This window comes from Desulfosporomusa polytropa, assembly GCF_055380075.1.
The window spans coordinates 2,566,890-2,588,021 of record NZ_AP042400.1 but is presented as its reverse complement, the minus strand read 5'-3'; the positions used below and the strand labels follow the sequence as shown (position 1 = coordinate 2,588,021).

Below are 21,132 nucleotides of genomic sequence, written 5' to 3'. Positions count from 1 at the left end.
TTTACATAATGAAAGGAAGAGTAGAATGAACAAAAAATATCGTTGGTTTACAGTGGTTGTTATTTTGGCGATTTTATCCAATGTGTTGCTCGGGTGTAGTTCTTCTTCGCAGGTTGCCGCTCCAACGCCGCAAAAGCAAGAGACAAGAACTGTCGTGGATCAATTAGGTAAAACTGTGACTATTCCTAAAGACCCCAAACGGGTAGTCTGTTTACAGCACCACACCCTAGATATTATTCTTGAGTTACAGGCCGGTGACAAATTAGTGGGAGTTATCAATAAATGGCAATCACTTGTGTCACCCACTTTGGGCGACATTTATCCTCGATTGAAAGAATTACCTACTCCCGGTGACCTGGAAACAGTAAACATAGAGGCGCTTACCAAACTTAATCCGGATTTAGTTTTGGTCACTCATTACATGTCCAAAAATGTTATTGAGCAAATTGAAAAAATGGGAATTCCCGTTGTAGCCATTTCTTTGTACAAGTCAGATTATGAACAAGCATCCAAACTGAATCCAAACCTCAAAGACCCTGATAATGCATACACGGAGGGATTTAAAGAGGGAGTTGCCTTAATTGGCAATATTATGGGCAAAGAGCAAAAAGCAGCTGAACTTGTAGAGTATGCCTTGAAAAATCGGGAAATTGTTAAAAATCGCTTACAAGATATACCGTCAGACAATCGGGTGTCTTGCTACATGGCTAATCCTGATCTCTATACATATGGAACCGGGAAATATACCGGAGTAATTATTGAACGAGCCGGAGGCCGCAATGTGGCAGAAGGTATTAACGGTTATAAACAGGTTACCATCGAACAGATTATGGATTGGAATCCGCAGGTTATTTTTGTGCAGGATCGTTACGAGAACGTGGCAGAAGAAATAAAAGCTAATGCCGCGTGGCAAGAAATTAGTGCCGTCAAAAACGGTAAACTCTACATTGCTCCTGAATATGCCAAGCCCTGGGGACATCCTTGCCCTGAGTCGATGGCACTAGGAGAATTATGGCTAGCGAAAAAACTCTACCCCGAAAAATTTTCTGATATTGACTTACAAACCACAGTCAATGACTTTTATACTCGGTTTTATGGAGTTCCGTATAAAGGAAAACACTAAATATATTTTTCAAAGAGATGTGATGCTATGCAATTCAGAACAACTATGGGCAGGCGAAAGCTAAGTACTTCTAGTCTGCTTGTTATACTGCCAATACTAGTGTTTTTACTTTCCTTTATTATCGGTCATCATTCCATATCGCTGGCAACAGTTATCAATATTTTGGCAGCAAAATTCTTGCCACTGGAGCCTACCTGGCCGCCTTTGATAGAAAAAGTAGTACTTCAGGTAAGATTTCCTAGAATTGTAGCAGCTATGTTGGTTGGAGCAGGACTATCGGCAGCTGGTGCCGCATTTCAGGGGGTATTTCGGAACCCATTGGTGTCTCCTTATATTCTTGGAGTTGCTTCAGGGGCGGGTTTTGGAGCAGCATTGGCCATACTGCTGTCAGACAGCCTAGCGATAGTCCAGGTCTCAGCTATGGGATTTGGTATTCTCGCAGTAGTTTTAACGTATGGAATGAGTTCGGTATATAAAAGTGCGCCAACATTGGTATTGGTTTTGGCGGGTGTAATTGTAGGATCGTTTTTTTCTGCTTTAATATCATTGATTAAATACTTGGCAGATCCTTATGAAAAGTTACCCAGCATTGTCTTCTGGCTTATGGGGTCATTAGCAAATGTTAACCCAGAAATATTGCTTACAATAGGTCCTGTTCTGGTGATAGCGGTAATATTGCTGGTTCTAATGGGGTGGCGGATCAATGTTTTATCCATGGGTGAAGAGGAGGCTCTGTCTTTTGGCGTCAATACCAAAAAGGAAAGGGCGTTTGTTTTAGTTCTTTGTACTGTTATAACTGCCGCATCAGTATGTTTGGCCGGAGTAATTGGCTGGGTTGGGCTGGTGATTCCTCACATTTGCCGGATGCTGGTAGGACCAGATTATCGCAAAGTCATTACGGCGAGTATCTCTATTGGTGCTTGCTACTTATTGATTATTGATGACTTGGCACGCGCGCTCACTTCATTGGAAATTCCGCTTGGAATTCTCACCGCACTAATAGGGGCGCCTTTTTTTGCATACTTACTTATGAAAAATAAGGTGGGCTGGTAATGGGAATAGATGTAAAACAAGCGACTTTTTCCTATGATGAAGAACGGCCTACTTTCTGCAATGTTAGTTTTTCCGTTTCGCAAGGAGAAGTCTTGTGTTTACTTGGCCCTAATGGAGCTGGTAAATCAACGCTGATTAGATGTCTAAACGGATTACTGCCGTTAAGCAAGGGGGAGGTTTTTCTTGACGGTCAAGATATTTCCCGGCTTTCACGTCGGCAAATAGCCAAAAAGATTGCTTATGTTCCCCAGTCACATATTCCCGCATTTCCTTATACTGTACTTAATGTTGTGTTAATGGGGCGTACAGCTCATCATGGTTTTCTGTCATCTCCAGGTAAGAAAGATAGGGACATTGCAGAACAAGCTCTGGAATCGCTAGGGATAACCTATTTGGAACACAAACCTTATACACAAATCAGTGGTGGTGAACGACAATTAGTCCTGTTAGCAGCAGTCCTGGCCCAGGAACCGGAATATTTACTGCTAGATGAGCCGACTTCTCACTTGGATTTTGGCCATCAGACGCGTTTGCTCGAAGTGATTAACCGCTTATCCAAGCAAGGAATGGCTGTTATTATGTCTTCTCACTTTCCAGATCACGCTTTTTTAACAGGTGGGACGGTAGCTATATTAAAGGAAGGCAGTCTTGTTGATATAGGGACTGCGGCCAAAGTTATAACCGAGGCAAATATACATGATACTTATGGGATAGAGGTACTTATTGGGCCGGTGGCTGGTAGGCAGGATGTGATTACTTGTGTTCCCGTCATGAATAGCTGATATGAAAAGTCAATGCTAAAGTGAGAGCGACATGGTGATTTTGCTGTGTCGCTTTTTTGTTTCTGAATTATCTTGTAGGGTGCATTGTAATAATATAACTACTATAATTGATTTATAGCTGCAAGATAAAGGATTAACGGAGGAAGAATATTATGTACACATTTACAAATCAATTTATTTCCAGTCAGAATAACATGGAATTTTTGAAAGCTACCATGATGGGGCCTAATGCCATGCGAGTAGCAGAGGAATTAGCGTTATGCCTAAACGTCAATGAGAATATGCGTATACTTGACCTCGGTTGTGGGTGCGGTCTTTCCACGCTCTTGCTGACAAAAAAATACGGCGCAAAAGTTTTCGCCGCCGATTTGTGGATTTCACCGACTGAAAACTATGAGCGTTTCAAATCTATCGGGATTGACGATAAAGCCGTTCCGATTTCAGTAGACGCGACCAAAGGATTGCCTTTCGCAAACGGATATTTTGACCTGTTGTTTACTGTGGACGCTTACCATTATTTCGGTGATACGGCGGAAATGCTCCCATCGCTCATTCCTTTTGTGAAAAAGGGCGGCTATATCGCCGTGGCTATTCCCGGCTTAAAATACGAATTTGGGAAAAATGTTCCCGATGATATGCAGCCATTTTGGAATAACGAGATGGATAGAACCCTGCACTCTCTTGATTGGTGGAAAGATTTGTGGAAGAGGGCCGAGGGCATTGAAATGGTGGACAGCCGCGAAATGGCCTGTTGCAGACAGGCGTGGATAGAATGGCAGACCGGTTATCATCCCATTGTCGCTGAGGACATCAAAATGATGGAGGCTGAGGGCGGAAAGTATTATAATCTTGTTCAGTTGATTGCTAAAGTCATTTGAATGGCGACCACATAATAAGAATCCTGCCGCTTGACGGTCAACAAAAAAAACGTGCGGCGGCGGGTCATTCTCCATGCCTAACTGACTGACCTCTGGACATTTTGTCCAGAAGCGGCAGAACGGCAAAAGCAGACGGTTTAATCACCGTCTGCTTTTTGTGCCCCCTTTTTTCTAAAGTGCCGTCTGACTCTTTAGTTTGTAAGGACTAGTGCCGTAGTTTTGTTATTAAGTTGTTAATTTCCATAATTTAATTCTATATAGGATCCTATAAAGACTTACCAGCAAAAAATGGAAGAAAATCTTTATGGGATTATATATAGAGTAAACAAGTAGTTTCAATCGAACTATGTTTAATTCAGGAAGGAAAACCAAAATTTGTTTCTATTTTATGGTCAATCGTAACTTCGCTTAGTGTATTTAAAGCGGCTGCTTCTTCTGTTTTTAGTTGTATCATGGCATGTTCCACCATAGTTAAATGCTTCTCCATTAATTTGCGGGCTGATTGAGGTTGCTTTTGGGTAATTGCTTGAAAAATAGAACAGTGTGATTCATGCAGGCGCTTTGGCATATCTTTCTGCAAAAACAGCTTTTGTCTCGAAAATTGAAGAGTACTTGTCATAAGATCAGAAACAGCGCTCATCAATTTAATTAATATAGGGTTATGGGCAGCCGTAAGTATTGCAAAATGAAAATCAGCATCAGCTGCAACACCAATTTCTCCAGCATTCACTTCATCCACCATACGTTGTAAAGCGTGCCGTATATTTTCAATATCTTCTTCTGTAGCACGTTTTGCAGCTAAAGCTGCAATTTCCAGCTCTAAAATTTTGCGTACTTCCAATAATTTCATAACATCGTCAACGTCAACCTGCAATAAGAAAGATAAGGGTTCTAACATGCCTTCATAGGAAACTTGACGAACAAAACTTCCTTCACCTGGGCGAATTGTAATAATTCCCATCATCTCTAACGCACTAAATGCTTCACGTACAGAAGCCCTGCTTACATTTAATTGGTCCGAAAGTTCACGTTCGGATAATAATTTGTCGCCTGGCTGCAGTTTGCCATCAACAATTAGTTTCTTGATTTGTTCAATTACTTCCTCATAGATTTTTTTTGTTTTAACTGGTTTAAACATGTGATCCTCCGTACTTATTAGTAATATTTTTGCTGACTTATGGTTGTTTCAACCACTATTAAATACATGGCGGGCTGCATAGGTTGCTGCCCGCCATGTATTATGTTGGTAACTACGTATAGTTTACCATGCTTACAAATATTCTAGTTTAATCATACACTATTTTTTAGTAAGAGTCTATCTTCTGTTGCTTATTCTGTCAAGGGTGACACTGGTTTTACGGAATCATCCAGGTTAGGAAATAAGCCTGTAGATAAGTCATGATACCAACGATAACAGCTAAAATAAGAGAATGTTTTACTGTAAACCTAAACAAATCTCCTTCTTTACCAACTAAACCGGAAGCTGCAGTTGCTACGGCAATACTTTGCGGTGAAATCATTTTTCCGCAAACGCCACCGGACGAGTTTGCTGCTACTGTCAAAATAGGATCAACACCAACCTGTGTTCCGGTAACCGCCTGTAGATTTCCAAATAGTGCATTGGCAGATGTGTCGGAGCCTGTTAAAAAAACACCAAGCCATCCTAAGAAGGGGGAGAAGAAGGGGAATAAAGATCCTGTGCCTGCTAGGAATAAACCGAGTGTAGAACTCATTCCTGAGTAATTCATGATATAAGCTAAACCAAGCACACAAGGGATAGTAATTAAAGGTTTTAGTAATTGCAATATCGTTTTTGTAAAAATAGATATAAACCTTCCGGGGCCCACACCTAATACTGCTGCTGTGAGTATACTTGCAATAAATAAGGCAGTACCGGCGGCGCTCAACCAGTTTATTTTATATAGTGCCGCCATTGCTGTTGGGACTTTTGCAATTGGTGCGGCCTGAACAACGAGTTTATCTAAACCGGGAACTAATATTTTAAGAGTAACAGAGTCTAACGTTGCAACTACTGGCTTCAAGCCCCACAAAATAACCATTACAGTCAAAATGATAAAAGGAGACCAAGCTTTGATTACTTTGCCAAACGTCAAATTACTCTTGTTGGTAACAATTGTAGGTGCCGGTTCGTTAGCAAAGCGCCATATTTTTGCTGGCTTCCAAAATTTTAGAAAGACTGTTAACGAGATGATACAGGCAAGTGAAGATAAAATATCGGGAAGTTCTGGTCCGATATAGTTTGAAGAAAACCATTGCACACCAGCAAAGGATACACCTGCCACTAAACATGCAGGCAAAACTTCTTTGGTAGCCTTCCAACCAGACATTAGCAGAACTAACCAGATAGGAATTATAACAGAGAGAAATGGCAATTGTCTGCCGACCATGGCACTAATTTTCATTGTATCTAAACCTGTAACTTGTCCGGCAACGATAATTGGAATACCGATACCACCAAAAGCAACTGGAGCAGTATTAGCAATCAAACATAAGCCGGCGGCATAGAGTGGGCTAAAGCCAAGCCCTACCAACATGCCTGCGGAGATAGCAACAGGAGTACCAAACCCAGCTGCTCCTTCTAAAAAGGCACCAAAACCGAAGGCAATTAAAAGACCTTGTAAACGACGGTCATCTGTAATAGTAGCAATAGAATCTTTTACGATTTCAAATTGTCCTGTCTCAACCGTCATATTGTAAATAAAGATGGCAGTAAGAACAATCCAAAAAATCGGGAATATTCCGTAAAATGCCCCCATGCCGGTAGCTGTAAGAGCAAGGGCTGCAGGCATTTTGTATATAAAAATTGCAACTAAAACCGCAGAAGTAACGGCAATAGCACCTGCAATTTGTCCTGCAGTACGACGAATAGCGAGAAGATAGAAAATTACGATAATGGGAATCGCAGCAAAGAGGGATGAAATTGCCAAATTATTCATAGGATCATAAATTTGAGTCCATGTCATCATATACACCTCTATTCTTAATTTTACCTATGGAAATTAGCGATAAATTGCCTCAAAGGTTAATTTTTTATCTCACCTCGCTCTCATTTCAACATATTGCTTGGACTGGTGGTCTGACCAGTGTATGTGCATTTCAACATCATATATTCAAAATCCTGCTTGCAAATTGAGATAATTCAAAAAAATATAAAAATAAAATTAATTTGTCATGCCAGAAGGATTTTTGTTATCTAATTCAGAATATACTGGTCAGACCACCATACCATCATACCGCGAACGCGATGTTTTTTGTGAAAATAAAAAAAGGACGTGACGTATGAAAAAAATAAGTAAAAACTGGAAAGAAGCATTCCCTAAGGAAAGCTTTGGTAATCAATTTTTTGACGAATTCGTAACTCGTGCCCAAAATGTGGCCGCTAAGGTCATTCGGGTAAAAACAACAATAGAGGCACAAACAGCCATTCTTGATATCATTAAATCTAATAATGCCAAAAAAGTGGTTGCTACCCAGGAAGTAATATCTCCAGCTAATGGCTTGGCAGATACTTTAAAAAAGATTGGCGTGCACTTATACACAACGCAATCTGATATTCGCAATCATGCCGATACAGCAGATATTGGTATTGCCGGTGTTGAGTTTGCTATAGCTGAGACAGGCAGTGTTTGTGAAGATGGGCTGGCTATTGAGCAACGTCTGATTACCACTCTTCCACCAGTATCCATTGTTATTTTAAATAGCAATTATGTTGCAGCTACTATACAAACGGCTTTTGGAATAATTTCTAAGGTGTTTGATCGCGGATATATCAGCTTCATCACTGGTCCTAGCCGTACATCAGATATTGAGCGAGTCCTAACTATTGGTGTACATGGCCCTAGCCAACTAATAATTATCGCTATTGATGAAGAGATAAAGGGGGTATAAATAGTGACAAGTTCTAACCGCAACCTAAAACAAGAGATTAATGAGAAATTAATGGATAAAACTTTACGCGGTGCTTTAAACCGATTCGCCGAAGCGTATCCTATCGCTCGCGCCAAAGCCTATGAAAATGTGGACGATATTGATGCTTTGCGTAATTCCGTGCGGGATATGAAAATAGACACGGTAAAAAGAATTGACGAAATTGCTGACCAATTTGAAGCACAAGTGACTGCGCGCGGCGGTAAAGTTTTTCGGGCCAAAGACGGAGATGCTCTCAAGCAATATCTATATAATTTATGCAAGGAAAAGGGTGTTAAACGGATTGCAAAATCTAAGTCAATGGCCACAGAAGAAATTCATCTAAACCATTTCTTGGAGGAAAAAGGTCTCTATGTAAAAGAAACAGATTTAGGGGAATGGATTATTTCTATCGCTGGTCATAAACCTTCGCATATGGTTATGCCTGCCATTCACCTGGACCGTAACCAAGTGGCCAAATACTTTTCGCAAGAACTGCATAAGGATATTGAGCCTGATATTGCCCTGATGGTCCAAGAAGCCAGAGTTACATTGCGCGATGAATTTCTGCTAGCGGATATGGGTATCACTGGAGCCAACTTTGGTATTGCGGAAAATGGTGCCATCGGTTTAGTAACCAATGAGGGAAATGCTCGCTTAGTTGCCACATTACCACCTATTCAAGTTGTTATCATTGGTTATGAAAAGCTAATTCCGACAATTAAAGACGCTGTACCCATTTTAAGTACATTACCTAGAAATGCTACCGGTCAGCTGATGACGAGTTACATGAGCATGATTTCCGGACCTGCGCCTGCCCTGGTAAAAAAAGATGGACAATGGGTGGAACAAGAGAAGGAACTTCATGTTATTCTTTTTGATAATGGACGACTGAGAGCTGCAAAAGATGATAAGCTCAAACAAATCTATCAGTGTGTTCGGTGTGCATCTTGTTTAAATGTTTGTCCAGTTTATACTTTAGTTGGTGGACATGTTTACGGTCATATTTATGCGGGTGGAATTGGAGCTATTTTAACTGCTTTATTGAATAGCATGAATGATTTTAAACAAATTAATGAAATGTGCATTGGCTGCCGCCGTTGTACTGAAATCTGTCCTGGGAAAATTGATATTCCAGGCTTAATTGAGTACTTGCGTGCTAAAACTGTTGAGCAAGAAGGACTGCCCTTTGGTGTAAAAGCAGTTTTTGAAAATGTTCTTGCTAACCGCAAGGTATTCCATAATTTATTGCGTTTGGCTTCCATTGGGCAAAAACCGTTTACAACCGGACGATTAATCAGACACTTGCCGTTATTCTTTGCTGGATTAGCAAAAGATCGCAGTTTGCCTGCTGTTGCGGATACCCCTTTCAGAGATCGGGTGGAAAGGGTTACTAAACAAGTGAAGAAACCTAAAAAGCGGATAGCCTTCTTCAGCGGTTGTAATATTGACTTTGTTTTCCCGGAAATTGGGGAATCTGTTTATAAAGTCTTACAGGATCTCAATTTGGAAATGGTATTTCCTGAAGCTCAAAGTTGCTGTGGTAAGCCGGTAATTGGTATGGGTGATCTAGAAACGGCCAGAAAAATTGCCAAACAGAATATTCTTGCTTTCGAAGAAGCCAAAGCTGATTATATTATGTTTGCTTGCCCAACATGTGCTGAAACTTGGCATCTTACCTATGTCGAATTATTTAAAGATGATCCGGAGTGGAGCAAGCGAATTGCGAAATTAGCTCATAGTGTTCGCGAGTTTACAAGCTTTGTGGCAAGTGAATACGATAAGCTTGGTCGGCTTAAAAAATCGGCTGGTGGCCAGAAAATCACTTATCATGATTCCTGCCATATGAAACGTGGCCTTAATATCTACACTGAACCAAGAAAATTATTAGCCTCGGCCCCAGGTTATGAGTTTGTTGAAATGCAAGACAGCGATAAGTGTTGTGGAATGGCTGGTGCTTTTGGTATTAAATATACTGAACTTTCTATGCCAATACTGAAGAAAAAAATCGATACTATTAAAGAGTGCGGTGCTGATGTAATTGCTGTGGGTTGTCCTGCCTGCATGATGCAAATCCAAGGTGGCTTGGATAAACAAGCTCCGAATATTAAAATTAAGCATGTAGCTGAAATTATTGCGGAGCAAATAAAAGAATAATAATATAACCAAACACTTGCTGCATATTGACAAGTGGAAACCGGTGAAGTATATTAGAAACAAGCAAATGTTTTGATCTAATTTCATATATATAAATGTGATGAGGGAGAACGTTGTATTTCGAAACGTTTCAGAGAACCGGTGGTTGGTGCGAACCGGCAAACGATAAGAACTACAAGGATCACTCCTGAACAGCAAGGCTGAATCGTAAGAAGTAAGCTACGCCGGTATCAGCTCCGCGAGGAGTGCAGTCGTTATTCTGCTAAGGTTGTTAGACCTGATGAGAGATGCAGATAGTTTTATCTGTAAAAAGGGTGGTACCGCGAGAAGAATTGCCTCTTGCCCCTTTAAGTCTGTTGACTTAAAGGGCAAGAGGTTTTTTGTATTTTTAATTTAGTAGGAGGATGGTTATGAAGTTTCTAGAGAAGTTGGCTCAGTTTATTTGCAAGTATATGACGCTGTGGGTGGTAGTAATTTCGGTCATCGCTTTTTTTTATCCAGCACCGTTTAAGCCCATTGGCAAGTATATTTCGTATATGCTGGGGGTTATTATGCTGGGAATGGGACTTACTATGTCGCTTGATGATTTCCGTTTGATTCTGACCCGGCCAAAAGATGTTTTTTATGGTGTGTTTTTTCGGTATCTAATCATGCCTTTAGTTGGTTTTGGCGTAGCGAAGATGCTGGGTTTGTCACCTGCACTGGCTGCAGGGATGATACTTTTGGGGGCCAGCCCAAGTGGTACTGGTTCCAATGTTATGACATATATAGCCAAAGGGGATACGGCGCTGTCGGTTACCGTTTCAAGTGTGAATACCATATTGGCACCAGTGCTGACCACCTACATTTTTTCATTTCTAGCTGGTGGCATGATTCCCATTGATATTGGGGCGCTACTTATGGATATTGTTAAAATCGTTTTAATTCCCGTAAGCATCGGCGTTGCGCTGCATACTGCAGCACCCAAAATGGTGGAGAAACTTACCAAAGTTGTTCCGGCTGTATCGGTAATTTTCATTATCACGATTATGTCTTCAGTGGTAGCTCTTAATGCAGCTAGAATGGCGACAATGGCGCTGGTGCTTTGCGTAGCAGTGGCCATTCATAATATAGCTGGTCTGGTTCTTGGCTATTATGCCGGTAAATCTGTCGGCATGTCTGAGAAAAAATCCAGGGCAGTTACCTTTGAAATTGGTATGGAAAACTCCGGCCTTGCCGTAGCATTGGCATTAGCGCATTTGGATCCCATGGCGGCTCTGCCGGGTGCGGTTATGACGGTCTGGGAATATATGACGGGAAGCTTGCTGGCCAGCTATTGGGGGAATAAATCAAGTAGAGAAGAGCGGGCTGAGGAAGCAGAAGTGTTGACCTAAGAACAGGGAGTCTCATGTAGCACTAGTTAGCTATTGTTTTCCGAGCAATTGAATTTAATGTTTGACATATAGTGCATAATAAATTACAATATTTATTAAATATTTGTAATTTATTATGCACTATATGATCTAATCGTCAATGAAGACTCTTCAGCTTTTAGCAGGAGGGTCTTTTGTTTTTAGGAGCTGAAATTGCAGGTGACAGCGGTTTTAGCTTTTAAGGCTAGTAGAGAAAGGAGTGATTTAAGTTACACGAAGGAAACGCCTATTATCCCGCTCGTTGTTATCGGTGTTAAGATTTAATAATGAGGAGGACATGCAATGAATTTAAAACGTACATCCTTGTTTCAGCGTATTTCACTTGTCAGTTGTATTTGTTGTTTAGTATTACTATTTAGTGCTACTACTTTTGCGGCACAAAATAGCAGTTATCAGGATGGGATTGAATTTGGACGAATACACTCAGTAGCAATTCAATCTAATGTTGCTGCACTGGAAAAAATGGCAGATCCTAATAAGGTGGATATGGCTGCTGTTATGGCGCAAGCCTATCAAAATGAAGAGTTATATAAGAAAGTAATTCCAGATAAAGTGAGTTGGATGCGTGGTGTTGCTGAAGGAGCTAAACTTCCTTATGATAGAGTATTGGTATTAAACTCTGTAGATCGGAATATTACAGGATTTCAAGGTGAATGTACGACCTTTATGGCTCAAGGTACTGCTCTCGAAAGTGGTAAAGGAACTATAATATCCAAAAATCGTGACCAATCAGCTGCCACTTTATCAGAAATTGGTCTGCAGGAGAAATCCCGGCATACATCAGATGAAGTATATCAGGCAGCTTACATTGATATTCCGCAAGTAACCGAAACCTATAAATTCATCGGCTCTCGTACAGCAGGCCGCTGGGGTTACGGCATGGGAATCAATGAATTTCAGGTAAGTGTCAGTGATAATGATTCCACTAGTCGTGATATGTTAGAGTTTAAGAAAGGTCTACACGATAATGATGTAGTACGACTAGTTCTGGAACGTGCCAAGACAGCGCGTGAGGGGGTAGATGTAGTCACTAAGCTGGTGGAAAAGTATGGTCAGGCGTGGAATGGCATTATGTTTGAAATTGGTGATCCCAATGAGTTGTGGATTGTTGAAGTTACAGGTCACCGCTGGGCGGCTAAAAGGTATGTAAACACGATTACAGCTCGATCCAATCAATATCAAATTGGTGATGATTATGATTTGTGCTCGAAGGATCTAGTTCCCTTTGCGATCGAACAAAAATGGGTTAAAGAAGGCACGCAAAGAATAAATTTCCGCAGCGTATATGGCACACTAGAGCTTTATCCTGAAAGTAACGATAATTTTGCTAAACGTCCTGCTGTTGAAAAACTGTACAATACGGAAATGCGTTATCAAAGAGCGATGGAATTATTAACAAAAGCAAACGGACAAATTGATGCAGGTACGTTAATTCCGTTTACTCGAGATCATTATGACACTTATAAACTGCCCAGCGGCAAAGTGATCGATATGCATCAAGTTCCCTTTTATAGCAGTGATGTTGTTGACTGGTATAATAGAGAATGGATGGCTCAGTGGCCAAAGAAAGATACGATTGAAACTTCAATGTATATTCGTGGCGTTTGTGGTCATGATTTAGGATGGGGAGCAACAAGCTCAACCGGAATGATGATATCCAGACCTGACGTTCCGAATGAGTTGGGTTTAATGCTTCATAGTTATATGCAGCCTTGTAGCAGTACCTATGTACCATTCTATATAGGAACTACCAAGGTAGATTCAAGATATAGTACACCACAGGCAGCATATACTTTCCATAATATTGCTATGCGTAGCTTTGGGTACTATAAGCTCTACCACGAAGGGATCCGCGCGGCATTCGATCCTTATGAAAATCAACTATTAACAGATATGCCGACATTCGAGCAACAGTATATCAGCCTCAGAAATTCCGGCAGTAATGAGGAAGCTCAAAACGCTATTAATAATTTTGTCGCCGAAAAATGCGACAGTGCTCTAAAAGCCGCAGACAAAGCGCTGGCTAATATGGAGGAGGCTACTGTTAAAAACAGTGACTGGGAGGCTAGGTAGTGACATTGTAAAGACAGATAATGCGAGGTAACAACTTCAGCGATCAATGGGTCTCCGGTATATAGAAATCCGCCGTTTAAAAAACGGCGGATTTTCGCTTTTCTTTATGGCGTATTAGCTAAGTTTGTTTGTTATCATAGTACATTACCGATGCACTCCTTACATACCTGGACCACGAAATCCATCTCTTCGCGGTTAATTGTCAGCGGCGGATTGAAGTATAATACATCACCAAGCGGTCTGAGCACAACGCCTTTGGCGAGGGCCTTTTTGTAAATTTGATAACCAATTCGTTGTTTGGGGTCAAAGGGTTGTTTTGAGGATTTGTCTGCTACTAGTTCGATAGCGTTAATTAGGCCGATGGAACGGATCTCGCCAACATGCTTGTGATTAATTAAATTGTCGCTAATCAATTGTCGAAAATAATTGGCATTTTTATTGGAGTTTTCCAAGATGCATTCTTCTTGCATAATCGCAAGCACTTCATTTGCCGCTGAGCACGCCAGTGGGTTGCCGCTGTAGGTATGGCTGTGCATGAACGCTTTACCTTCGCTATAGTCGGCGTAAAACGCATCATAGACAGTTTGTGTGGTTACCGCAAGCGCCATAGGCAGATAACCGCCTGTCAGCCCCTTGGACAGACAGATAATGTCAGGCGAGATATTGGCATGGTCGCAGGCGAACATCTTGCCGGTTCTGCCAAAACCTGTGGCAATTTCATCGACAATCAGGTGTACTTTATATTGATCACACACCTGACGAAGTTTCTTAAGGTATATTGGAGGATAGATCCTCATGCCTGCCGCTCCCTGTACAAGTGGTTCGGCGATGAAAGCACATACTGTATCCGCATAGTTTGCGAAGGCCTGTTCTGCTGCCGCGAAACAGGGCGCCTGGCAACTGTCGCGGTGCTGTCCATACCGGCAGCGATAACAGTCCGGTCCGTTCACGCGAATGATATCAAGCAACATCGGCTTATATATACGCGAATATAAATCGACTCCGCCGATAGACAAGGCGCCTACGGTTTCTCCATGATAAGCGTCGCTCAAAGCTATAAACCGTGTTTTTTGTGGGTTACCTGTCTGATAGTGATACTGAAAACTCATTTTCATGGCGGCTTCGATCGCTGAAGAGCCATTATCTGTAAATAAGAACTTGGTCAGTCCGGACGGAAGTATCTGGGAAAGACGGTCACAGAGATCGATAGCGGGAGTATGGGAGAAGTTTGCGAAAATAACATGCTCAAGCTTGTCAATCTGGCGTTTAACAGCATTGTTAATACGCTCGTTGCAGTGGCCCAATAGGTTACACCACCAGGAGCTGACGACATCAGCATAACGCTTGCCGTGAACATCATAGAGATATAGGCCTTTGGCATGGTCGATTATGATCGGAGGCAAGTCTTCGTAGTCCTTCATTTGTGAGCAGGGATGCCAAATATGTTGCAAATCTTTTTGTACCAAATTCATCAGTTAGACCTCCTTATAAAGATTGCAAAGAGCAGTCGTTTTCATATCGAGGTGTGCTGCATGACGGGCGACACAAGCGACGACAGGCAATTTTGTTATCCGCTGGATACTATTCCTGTTATCTTTGTGTAAAAAGTTAGTGTCATCATAGTTATTGAGAATGAGTCCGTTTACAGTGATCCCCAGGCTTTCGGCATAACGCACGGTTAGGACGGCGCTATTGATGGAGCCAAGTTCTGCTGAGGATACAATGAGTAGATCAAGATTTAAAAGCTTGATGATATCGGTTTGCATCAGTATTTTATCATCCAGGCGTAAGGGACAAACAATGCCGCCACAGCCTTCCACCGTGATAAAATCGTGTTGCCGTGAAAATTTAATAAAGTCGGCGCGGATAACGTCGGCCTCGATTGGACGGTGTTCTATCTGCGCGGCCAAATGGGGAGATACTGCTGGTTCATACATATAGGAGGTTAACGCCTGGGGCGGGATGGGTAGTCCGGCGATGTCGGCGACAAATTTACAATCACCGGGTATCAATTTCCCGCCTATGAATTCCGCACCACTCAGCGCAGGCTTATAGTAACCTGCATTGATATGGCTGCTGCGGAGTTTTTTTACAATCAGCCCGGTAACATAGGTTTTGCCGACATCAGTTCCGGTTCCGGTGACAAAGATTCCCTTACTCATGGAATTTAACCTCGAAGCCTAAATCTTTTAGTAGGGCCATATCGTTACTGATACTGATCCCAGCTGTTGTCAGCATATCGCCTGATATCGCTGCGTTTGCGCCTGATTGGAACACAGCTTTGCCTTTGTCTGTCAATAAACCGCGGCCGCCAGCCAAACGAATGGCGGCATCTGGCAGGATGAAACGGTAGACGGCGACAATACGCGCTACCTCGTCAGCCGTAAGTTTAGGTGAATTCTCAAGTGGTGTACCTTTAATCGGGTTTAGCACATTGACGGGAATCGATTTTACTCCCAGAGACCGGAGGTCAAAAGCCATGGCAATCCGGTCTTCTATTGTTTCGCCAAGTCCCATAATGCCGCCACTGCAAACTTCTAGTCCTGCCGCCAAGGCGTTTTTTATTGTTGTGATTTTATCGTCATAGGTATGGGTGGTGCAGATATGTGGGAAATAACGTCGCGAGGTTTCGAGATTATTGTGATAACGCGCGACGCCGGCTGCTTTAAGCTGCTGTAACTGTTCGAATGACAGCAGACCGTGAGAGGCACAAAGCGAGATAGTACAGTTGTCACGTAGCGTACGGTATCTCTCGCAGATCATATCCATCTCAGCGACAGACAGATTTCGGCCTGAAGTGACGATGGAATAGCGGAGAACACCGCTATTTTCGTTGTAAACTGCTGCTTTTAGGAGGCTTTTACTGTCCAGAAGTGAATATTCTTGAATTTCTGTACAGTAGTGGACTGATTGAGCACAATACTTACAGTCTTCTGAGCATCTGCCGCTTTTACCGTTACTAATCGTGCAGATATCAAAGGCGTTCCCGCAGAAATGTTCGCGCAGCTCATTGGCAGCTGCGCATAATTCTTTCAGCGGAGCGCTGTATAGCGAAAGAGCATCTTCCTGGGTCACTTGGTAATCGTTGATAACATCAAACTTTAAACGCTGAATAAGATCCATTTTATCGAACTCCTTTGTTTAAGATGGGGATTAGGCGTTTTGCCAGCAGTGTACTGGCAAAACAAAGAGCAATGTCACCAGGGAGCGGCAAAAGAAAGCAGTATAAAATGAGGGGCCAAACCCCAAGGGGCTTATTGATATAGAAATTGGCAACAACATAGTAGTAGATCATGCCAATAAGATAAACAAGTAGTAAACCAACAAAGCTTGCGGCTAACAGCCTGCGAAAAGAGGCTTGCCTGGACGTAGCAGCGATAGTCCCTGTGGCATATGTACCGATGCAAAAACCGAGGAGATAGCCGAAGGTCGGCTGAAGAATGTAGCCAAAGCCACCGCCGTTAGTAAATACGGGAATGCCAAGCAGGCCGATCCCTATATAAACTCCGACAGAGAGCGAACCAAGTCTGGGGCCGAGGAGCAGGCCGGCTAGAGTCGTAAATAAGAATTGCAGAGTGAAGGGAACAGCAGGTACGGGGATTTTGATAAAAGCGCCTACTGCGATTAAGGCCGAAAATAATCCACAGAGAATAAGATTACTGGTGTTGGTTCTTACTGCTGGTTGCAACAAGGCGATTGGACCTCCTTTTATTGGTATGTATTGCTTGTTCTTCCGTTTGTCTAAGAACTATTATAATACGCAAATAAACATTGTCAACCTTGTGAAATAAAAACGGTTAACAATATAGTTGCAATACTATTATACATAGCATTATGGTAAAGAACCATCAGCATAGCTGATGGTTCTTTATTTTTTAAGGTGATAAGGAATAGTGGTTACCACTACATCTTTCTTTAGTATGAGTAAAGTCCGTAATATCCACCCTGTTTGATTATGCAGGAATCTATGCCACCATTTCTTAGTTTCAAATTCAGGAATCAAGATCGTAATAAAATCCTCAGCAGCCTTATTACTTTGTAACTTTTCAACAAAATGGATGAGCGGTTCAATAACAAGACGATAAGGGGAATATATAGTTATCAAGCGTACCCCAGGATCCCATATCTTCCACTTTTCTTCTACCTTATGGCCCATTTCCCAATCAGTAGTAATATGCAAAGCAATAACATCTGTACTAATGGAATGAGCATATCGCATTGTTTGAATTACAACACTAGTAGGACTTGATACGGGGACTACAATTATATTTTTCCCTGTTGGCCCTTGTTTTAAGGATTCCCAATCAGCAAGTGATAAGTGCAATTGCTCAGCCATATCAGTATAGTGCTGTTTGATGGCTTTGAATACATAGATCATAGCAGGAATGAATAGTAGTACAATCCAGGCACCATGGAAAAATTTTGTAATAGCAATAATCAATACAACAAGTCCGGTAATGACAGCGCCAAAGGCATTGATCGTGGCCCGTAATCTCCATTTTGCCCCTCTTTCTCGTCGCCAATGAACAACTAGGGCAGTTTGGGCAATCGTGAAGGAGAGAAATACTCCAATGGCGTACAGAGAAATCAAATGCTCTACACTTCCACCAAAACCGGCAATCAATGCTCCGGCAAATACACTCAAAAGAATAATTCCATTAGAAAAACTTAAACGTTCCCCTCTTGCACCCAAATAGCGCGGCATATAACCATCTCTTGCCAGTATTGATAGCAACAAAGGCAACCCGTTATAGGAGGTATTAGCTGCTAAATATAGTACCAACATGGTTGCCAGTTGGAGGAAATAGTACATCCAGCCACGCCCTAGTGTTTCTTCTGCTAACAGAGAAAGCATGGTTACGTTTTCTTGGGGCAAGATGTGATTATGGAGAATTAAAAAGGTAGTTCCGGCCAGCATAATAGCTAACATTCCGGCCATGAAAAATGTTGTCTTGATGGCATTTGCGGCCTGCGGTTTTTGGAACATGGGAACGCCGTTGGAGATAGCTTCAATACCTGTCATTGAGCTACAGCCACTAGCAAAAGCGCGCAGCAATAGCGCTAACACCATCCAGTCAAAAGGCTGCCGCACAGAAGATTCGGCAGGAATGGCAGGAGCTGCACCGGTAAAAGCTTGATAAGCCCCCACGCCAATTAGGACAAATATGCTGAGTACGAATAGATATGTGGGCAATACAAAAACATTGGAGGACTCCCTTACACCCCGTAGGTTAACAATCATTAAAATACCAAATAAGACGCATAAGTCGATAGTAACTTCTGAACTGATTAGTGACGGAAAGGCAGATAGTAAAGCTTCTGTTCCGGAGGAAACACTAACCGCTACGGTCAAAGTATAATCGGCAAATAAAGAGGCAGCAGCGACCAGTGCGGGAAATTCTCCAATATTATTCATGGCTATAGCGTACGAGCCGCCACCTCCAGGATTAGCCTGGGATACCTGGACGTAAGAAATAGTAACAATAGCCAGTAGCACTAAAATAGCGGCGGCAACGTAGCCAATGTAGCCATAAAGCAGTAAACCCGGTATAGCCAAAGTGACAGCAATTTGTTCAGGTCCGTACCCAACCGACGAGAGCGCATCTGAGGAAAAGATGGATAGCGCTTTCCACTTGGGCAAATGCTCAGCGGCGAGCTCACGGTTATGCAATGGACGACCGATAAATAACTTTCTTAGCTGGTGGTACATATATACGCCTCTCAATCATTGATGATATTTCCTTTATAGACAGCTATATTGTACCGCCATTAATAGCAAAGATGTCGTCAAGAAATAGCTCAATGATGTAAAGAAAGTATAAAGAAATGGTAAACAAGCTGGTTAATGATCCATTAACCGATAACCAACGCCTGATTCGGTAATGATATGACGCGGTTGCGTCGGGTTGTCTTCGATTTTCCGGCGAAGTTGTCCAATATATACCCGGATATAGTGAGTATCTTCATTGTAGGCTGTACCCCAAACAGCTTTTAATAATTGCTTGTGGGTTAGTACCCGTCCCCGGTGCTGGGCCAAAATTTTGATTAGCTCATATTCGGTTGGGGTCAGCTTTACTTCTCTTTCGGCTACCGTTACACGCCGTTGGATAAGATCAACAACAAGATCGCCGCAGGTTATAACAGGTTCATGCTCTGAGGAGGCCGCTCGCCTCAGAGATACCCGCATTCTGGCCATGAGCTCACCCACACTAAATGGTTTAGTTACATAATCATCAGCACCAACATCAAGAGCTTCGATCTTCTCTTGTTCTTGATCGCGTGCTGTTAAAACAATAATGGGTGTCTGTGACCATTCACGTACCGATTTAACCACATCTTTGCCATCTATATCAGGCAGTCCTAAATCAATGATAAGTATGTCTGGTTTAAAAGTAGCTGCCCGACTGATACCATCAACCCCCGTTGCTGCTTCATCAATATCGTACCCATGTGCGCCAAGAGCAACCTTTAATAGTTTTCTGATTTGCGGTTCATCATCGATAATCAGGACACGCATTCCTTTTTTCATAAATTTCGTAGTATTCCTTTCTCAATTAATCATCTCTAAGTATACTCCTATATCACAAGAAAGAGTTGGTAAATTTAAATCTTGACTAAATATGTAAACAATGGGAAAATACAATACGTGTACAGTTTTTAGAATAGGAGTTGTCCGCCATGTCTATTTTTTTTCACATATTAAGTCATAATATTATACCGATATTTTTATTGATTAGTTTAGGTTTTTTACTCAGTAAAAAGTTTGATTTACATATATTTAGCTTAAGCAAATTAATGTTTTATTTATTTGTACCACCATTCATTTTTGTAAATTTATATACAACAGAGCTAAAACTGAATATGCTTAGTGTCCTTCTTTGTGGAGTTCTGCTGCTTATAACCAATGACATGATTGCCCGAATTGTTGCTAAAATTCGTAAATACGATGTAGGTATTACCAATGCTTTTAAGAATTCCATCATGTTTAATAATTCCGGTAACATTGGAGTTTCCCTGATAACCCTTATTTTTGGCAGTGCTCCTTTTGTAATTGATGGAAAAACGCCGTATCTCAATGAGGCGATCACTGCCCAGATTATGATTCTTGTACTACAAAATATATCTGTTAATACTTTGGGATTTTATAATGCCGGAAGGGCTAACAGTAGCATGAAAGATTCCATTAAGACAATTTTAAGGATGCCTGCAATATACGTTATACCACTAGCGCTTATTTTCAAAAGTATGCAGATTGATATTACGACAACGCCAGTTTGGCCAACCTTAGAATATCTGAAAAACGGACTCGTTCCAATGGCTTTGATAACATTAGGAGTTCAACTTTCGAAAACTAACTTCGATTTTAAAAATGTAGACATTCATATTTCTGTTTTCATTAAGCTCATCATTAGCCCCTTATTGGCACTCGTATATATCCACTTGTTGGGTTTAAACGGCGTTGTAGCCCAAACTGTATTTATTGCTTACGCAGTTCCTACTGCTGTTAATACAGCACTGATAGCGGTTGAATGTGATAGCTGCTCAGATTTTGCCTCTCAGGCTGTCATGCTTTCAACACTTTTTAGTGCCATTACACTGACATTAGCCATTTTTGCAGCGCAATTTTTATTTCCTGCTTAAAACTTCCGGTTTCGAGGGGAAAGTAAGCAGCACCTTCTAATAGCTCAATGTAAGCCGGGCAAGTGAAGTGACCACCTTGGTCACTG

Annotated in this window: 17 protein-coding genes and 1 other annotated feature; of the genes, 9 read left to right on the top strand and 8 right to left on the bottom strand. The window is 41.8% G+C overall.

Features of this window, described 5'->3' with window-relative positions; translation table 11 throughout:
- Window positions 1-25 precede the first annotated feature (25 nt).
- The 4 genes from ACZ449_RS14015 to ACZ449_RS14000 all read left to right on the top strand — a co-directional run bounded on the left by ACZ449_RS14015 (window position 26) and on the right by ACZ449_RS14000 (window position 3,836).
- Window positions 26-1,123: an ABC transporter substrate-binding protein gene (locus tag ACZ449_RS14015; protein WP_464261590.1), complete on the top strand. Its 1,098-nt coding sequence runs from the start codon at window positions 26-28 to the stop codon at window positions 1,121-1,123.
- 27 nt (window positions 1,124-1,150) lie between these two features.
- The gene (locus ACZ449_RS14010; RefSeq protein ID WP_464261589.1) at window positions 1,151-2,176 is read left to right on the top strand and encodes a FecCD family ABC transporter permease; all 1,026 of its coding nucleotides are present in this window, start codon (window positions 1,151-1,153) and stop codon (window positions 2,174-2,176) included.
- Complete coding sequence (locus ACZ449_RS14005) at window positions 2,176-2,958, top strand: ABC transporter ATP-binding protein (protein ID WP_464261588.1); 783 nt, start codon at window positions 2,176-2,178, stop codon at window positions 2,956-2,958. The genes ACZ449_RS14010 and ACZ449_RS14005 overlap by 1 nt, the downstream gene beginning before the upstream one ends.
- Before the next feature lie 152 nt (window positions 2,959-3,110).
- Window positions 3,111-3,836 carry an SAM-dependent methyltransferase gene (locus tag ACZ449_RS14000; RefSeq protein WP_464261587.1) on the top strand — a complete coding sequence of 242 codons (726 nt, stop codon included), beginning with the start codon at window positions 3,111-3,113 and terminating at the stop codon, window positions 3,834-3,836.
- 355 nt (window positions 3,837-4,191) lie between these two features.
- Here ACZ449_RS14000 and ACZ449_RS13995 read toward each other — a convergent pair whose 3' ends face one another.
- Together ACZ449_RS13995 and ACZ449_RS13990 are read right to left on the bottom strand one after the other, a co-directional pair.
- Window positions 4,192-4,974, bottom strand: coding sequence for a FadR/GntR family transcriptional regulator (locus tag ACZ449_RS13995; RefSeq protein WP_464261586.1), 783 nt, complete (start codon window positions 4,972-4,974; stop codon window positions 4,192-4,194).
- 217 nt (window positions 4,975-5,191) lie between these two features.
- Entirely contained in the window at window positions 5,192-6,820 is a 1,629-nt protein-coding gene (locus ACZ449_RS13990) for an L-lactate permease (RefSeq protein WP_464261872.1), read from the bottom strand.
- A gap of 316 nt (window positions 6,821-7,136) precedes the next feature.
- On the opposite strand from ACZ449_RS13990, the gene ACZ449_RS13985 reads away from it, so the two are divergent.
- The 4 genes from ACZ449_RS13985 to ACZ449_RS13970 all read left to right on the top strand — a co-directional run bounded on the left by ACZ449_RS13985 (window position 7,137) and on the right by ACZ449_RS13970 (window position 13,405).
- The gene (locus ACZ449_RS13985; RefSeq protein WP_464261585.1) at window positions 7,137-7,745 is read left to right on the top strand and encodes a LutC/YkgG family protein; all 609 of its coding nucleotides are present in this window, start codon (window positions 7,137-7,139) and stop codon (window positions 7,743-7,745) included.
- A 3-nt stretch (window positions 7,746-7,748) separates the two neighbouring features.
- Entirely contained in the window at window positions 7,749-9,920 is a 2,172-nt protein-coding gene (gene ldhH / locus ACZ449_RS13980) for an L-lactate dehydrogenase (quinone) large subunit LdhH (RefSeq protein WP_464261584.1), read from the top strand.
- A 91-nt stretch (window positions 9,921-10,011) separates the two neighbouring features.
- Window positions 10,012-10,270 (top strand) — a binding site (T-box leader).
- Between the two features lie 60 nt (window positions 10,271-10,330).
- Entirely contained in the window at window positions 10,331-11,293 is a 963-nt protein-coding gene (locus ACZ449_RS13975) for a bile acid:sodium symporter family protein (protein ID WP_464261583.1), read from the top strand.
- A gap of 321 nt (window positions 11,294-11,614) precedes the next feature.
- Window positions 11,615-13,405, top strand: coding sequence for a C69 family dipeptidase (locus ACZ449_RS13970; RefSeq protein WP_464261582.1), 1,791 nt, complete (start codon window positions 11,615-11,617; stop codon window positions 13,403-13,405).
- Between the two features lie 134 nt (window positions 13,406-13,539).
- Here ACZ449_RS13970 and bioA read toward each other — a convergent pair whose 3' ends face one another.
- The 6 genes from bioA to ACZ449_RS13940 form a co-directional block, all read right to left on the bottom strand.
- Complete coding sequence (bioA, locus tag ACZ449_RS13965; protein ID WP_464261581.1) at window positions 13,540-14,877, bottom strand: adenosylmethionine--8-amino-7-oxononanoate transaminase; 1,338 nt, start codon at window positions 14,875-14,877, stop codon at window positions 13,540-13,542.
- 3 nt (window positions 14,878-14,880) lie between these two features.
- Window positions 14,881-15,567, bottom strand: coding sequence for a dethiobiotin synthase (gene bioD, locus ACZ449_RS13960; RefSeq protein ID WP_464261580.1), 687 nt, complete (start codon window positions 15,565-15,567; stop codon window positions 14,881-14,883).
- Window positions 15,560-16,528 (bottom strand): biotin synthase BioB, encoded by a 969-nt coding sequence (gene bioB, locus ACZ449_RS13955; protein ID WP_464261579.1) that lies wholly within the window; start codon window positions 16,526-16,528, stop codon window positions 15,560-15,562. Before bioB ends, bioD begins: the two co-directional genes overlap by 8 nt.
- Window position 16,529: 1 nt before the next feature.
- Window positions 16,530-17,096 carry a biotin transporter BioY gene (locus ACZ449_RS13950; RefSeq protein ID WP_464261578.1) on the bottom strand — a complete coding sequence of 189 codons (567 nt, stop codon included), beginning with the start codon at window positions 17,094-17,096 and terminating at the stop codon, window positions 16,530-16,532.
- Window positions 17,097-17,273: 177 nt separating this feature from the next.
- Complete coding sequence (locus tag ACZ449_RS13945) at window positions 17,274-19,115, bottom strand: APC family permease (protein WP_464261577.1); 1,842 nt, start codon at window positions 19,113-19,115, stop codon at window positions 17,274-17,276.
- A 132-nt stretch (window positions 19,116-19,247) separates the two neighbouring features.
- Window positions 19,248-19,934 (bottom strand): response regulator, encoded by a 687-nt coding sequence (locus ACZ449_RS13940; protein ID WP_464261576.1) that lies wholly within the window; start codon window positions 19,932-19,934, stop codon window positions 19,248-19,250.
- Window positions 19,935-20,083: 149 nt separating this feature from the next.
- Between ACZ449_RS13940 and ACZ449_RS13935 the strand changes: the two genes are divergently transcribed.
- On the top strand, window positions 20,084-21,046 hold the full coding sequence (locus tag ACZ449_RS13935) for an AEC family transporter (protein ID WP_464261575.1): 963 nt from the start codon (window positions 20,084-20,086) through the stop codon (window positions 21,044-21,046).
- Window positions 21,047-21,132 lie beyond the last annotated feature (86 nt).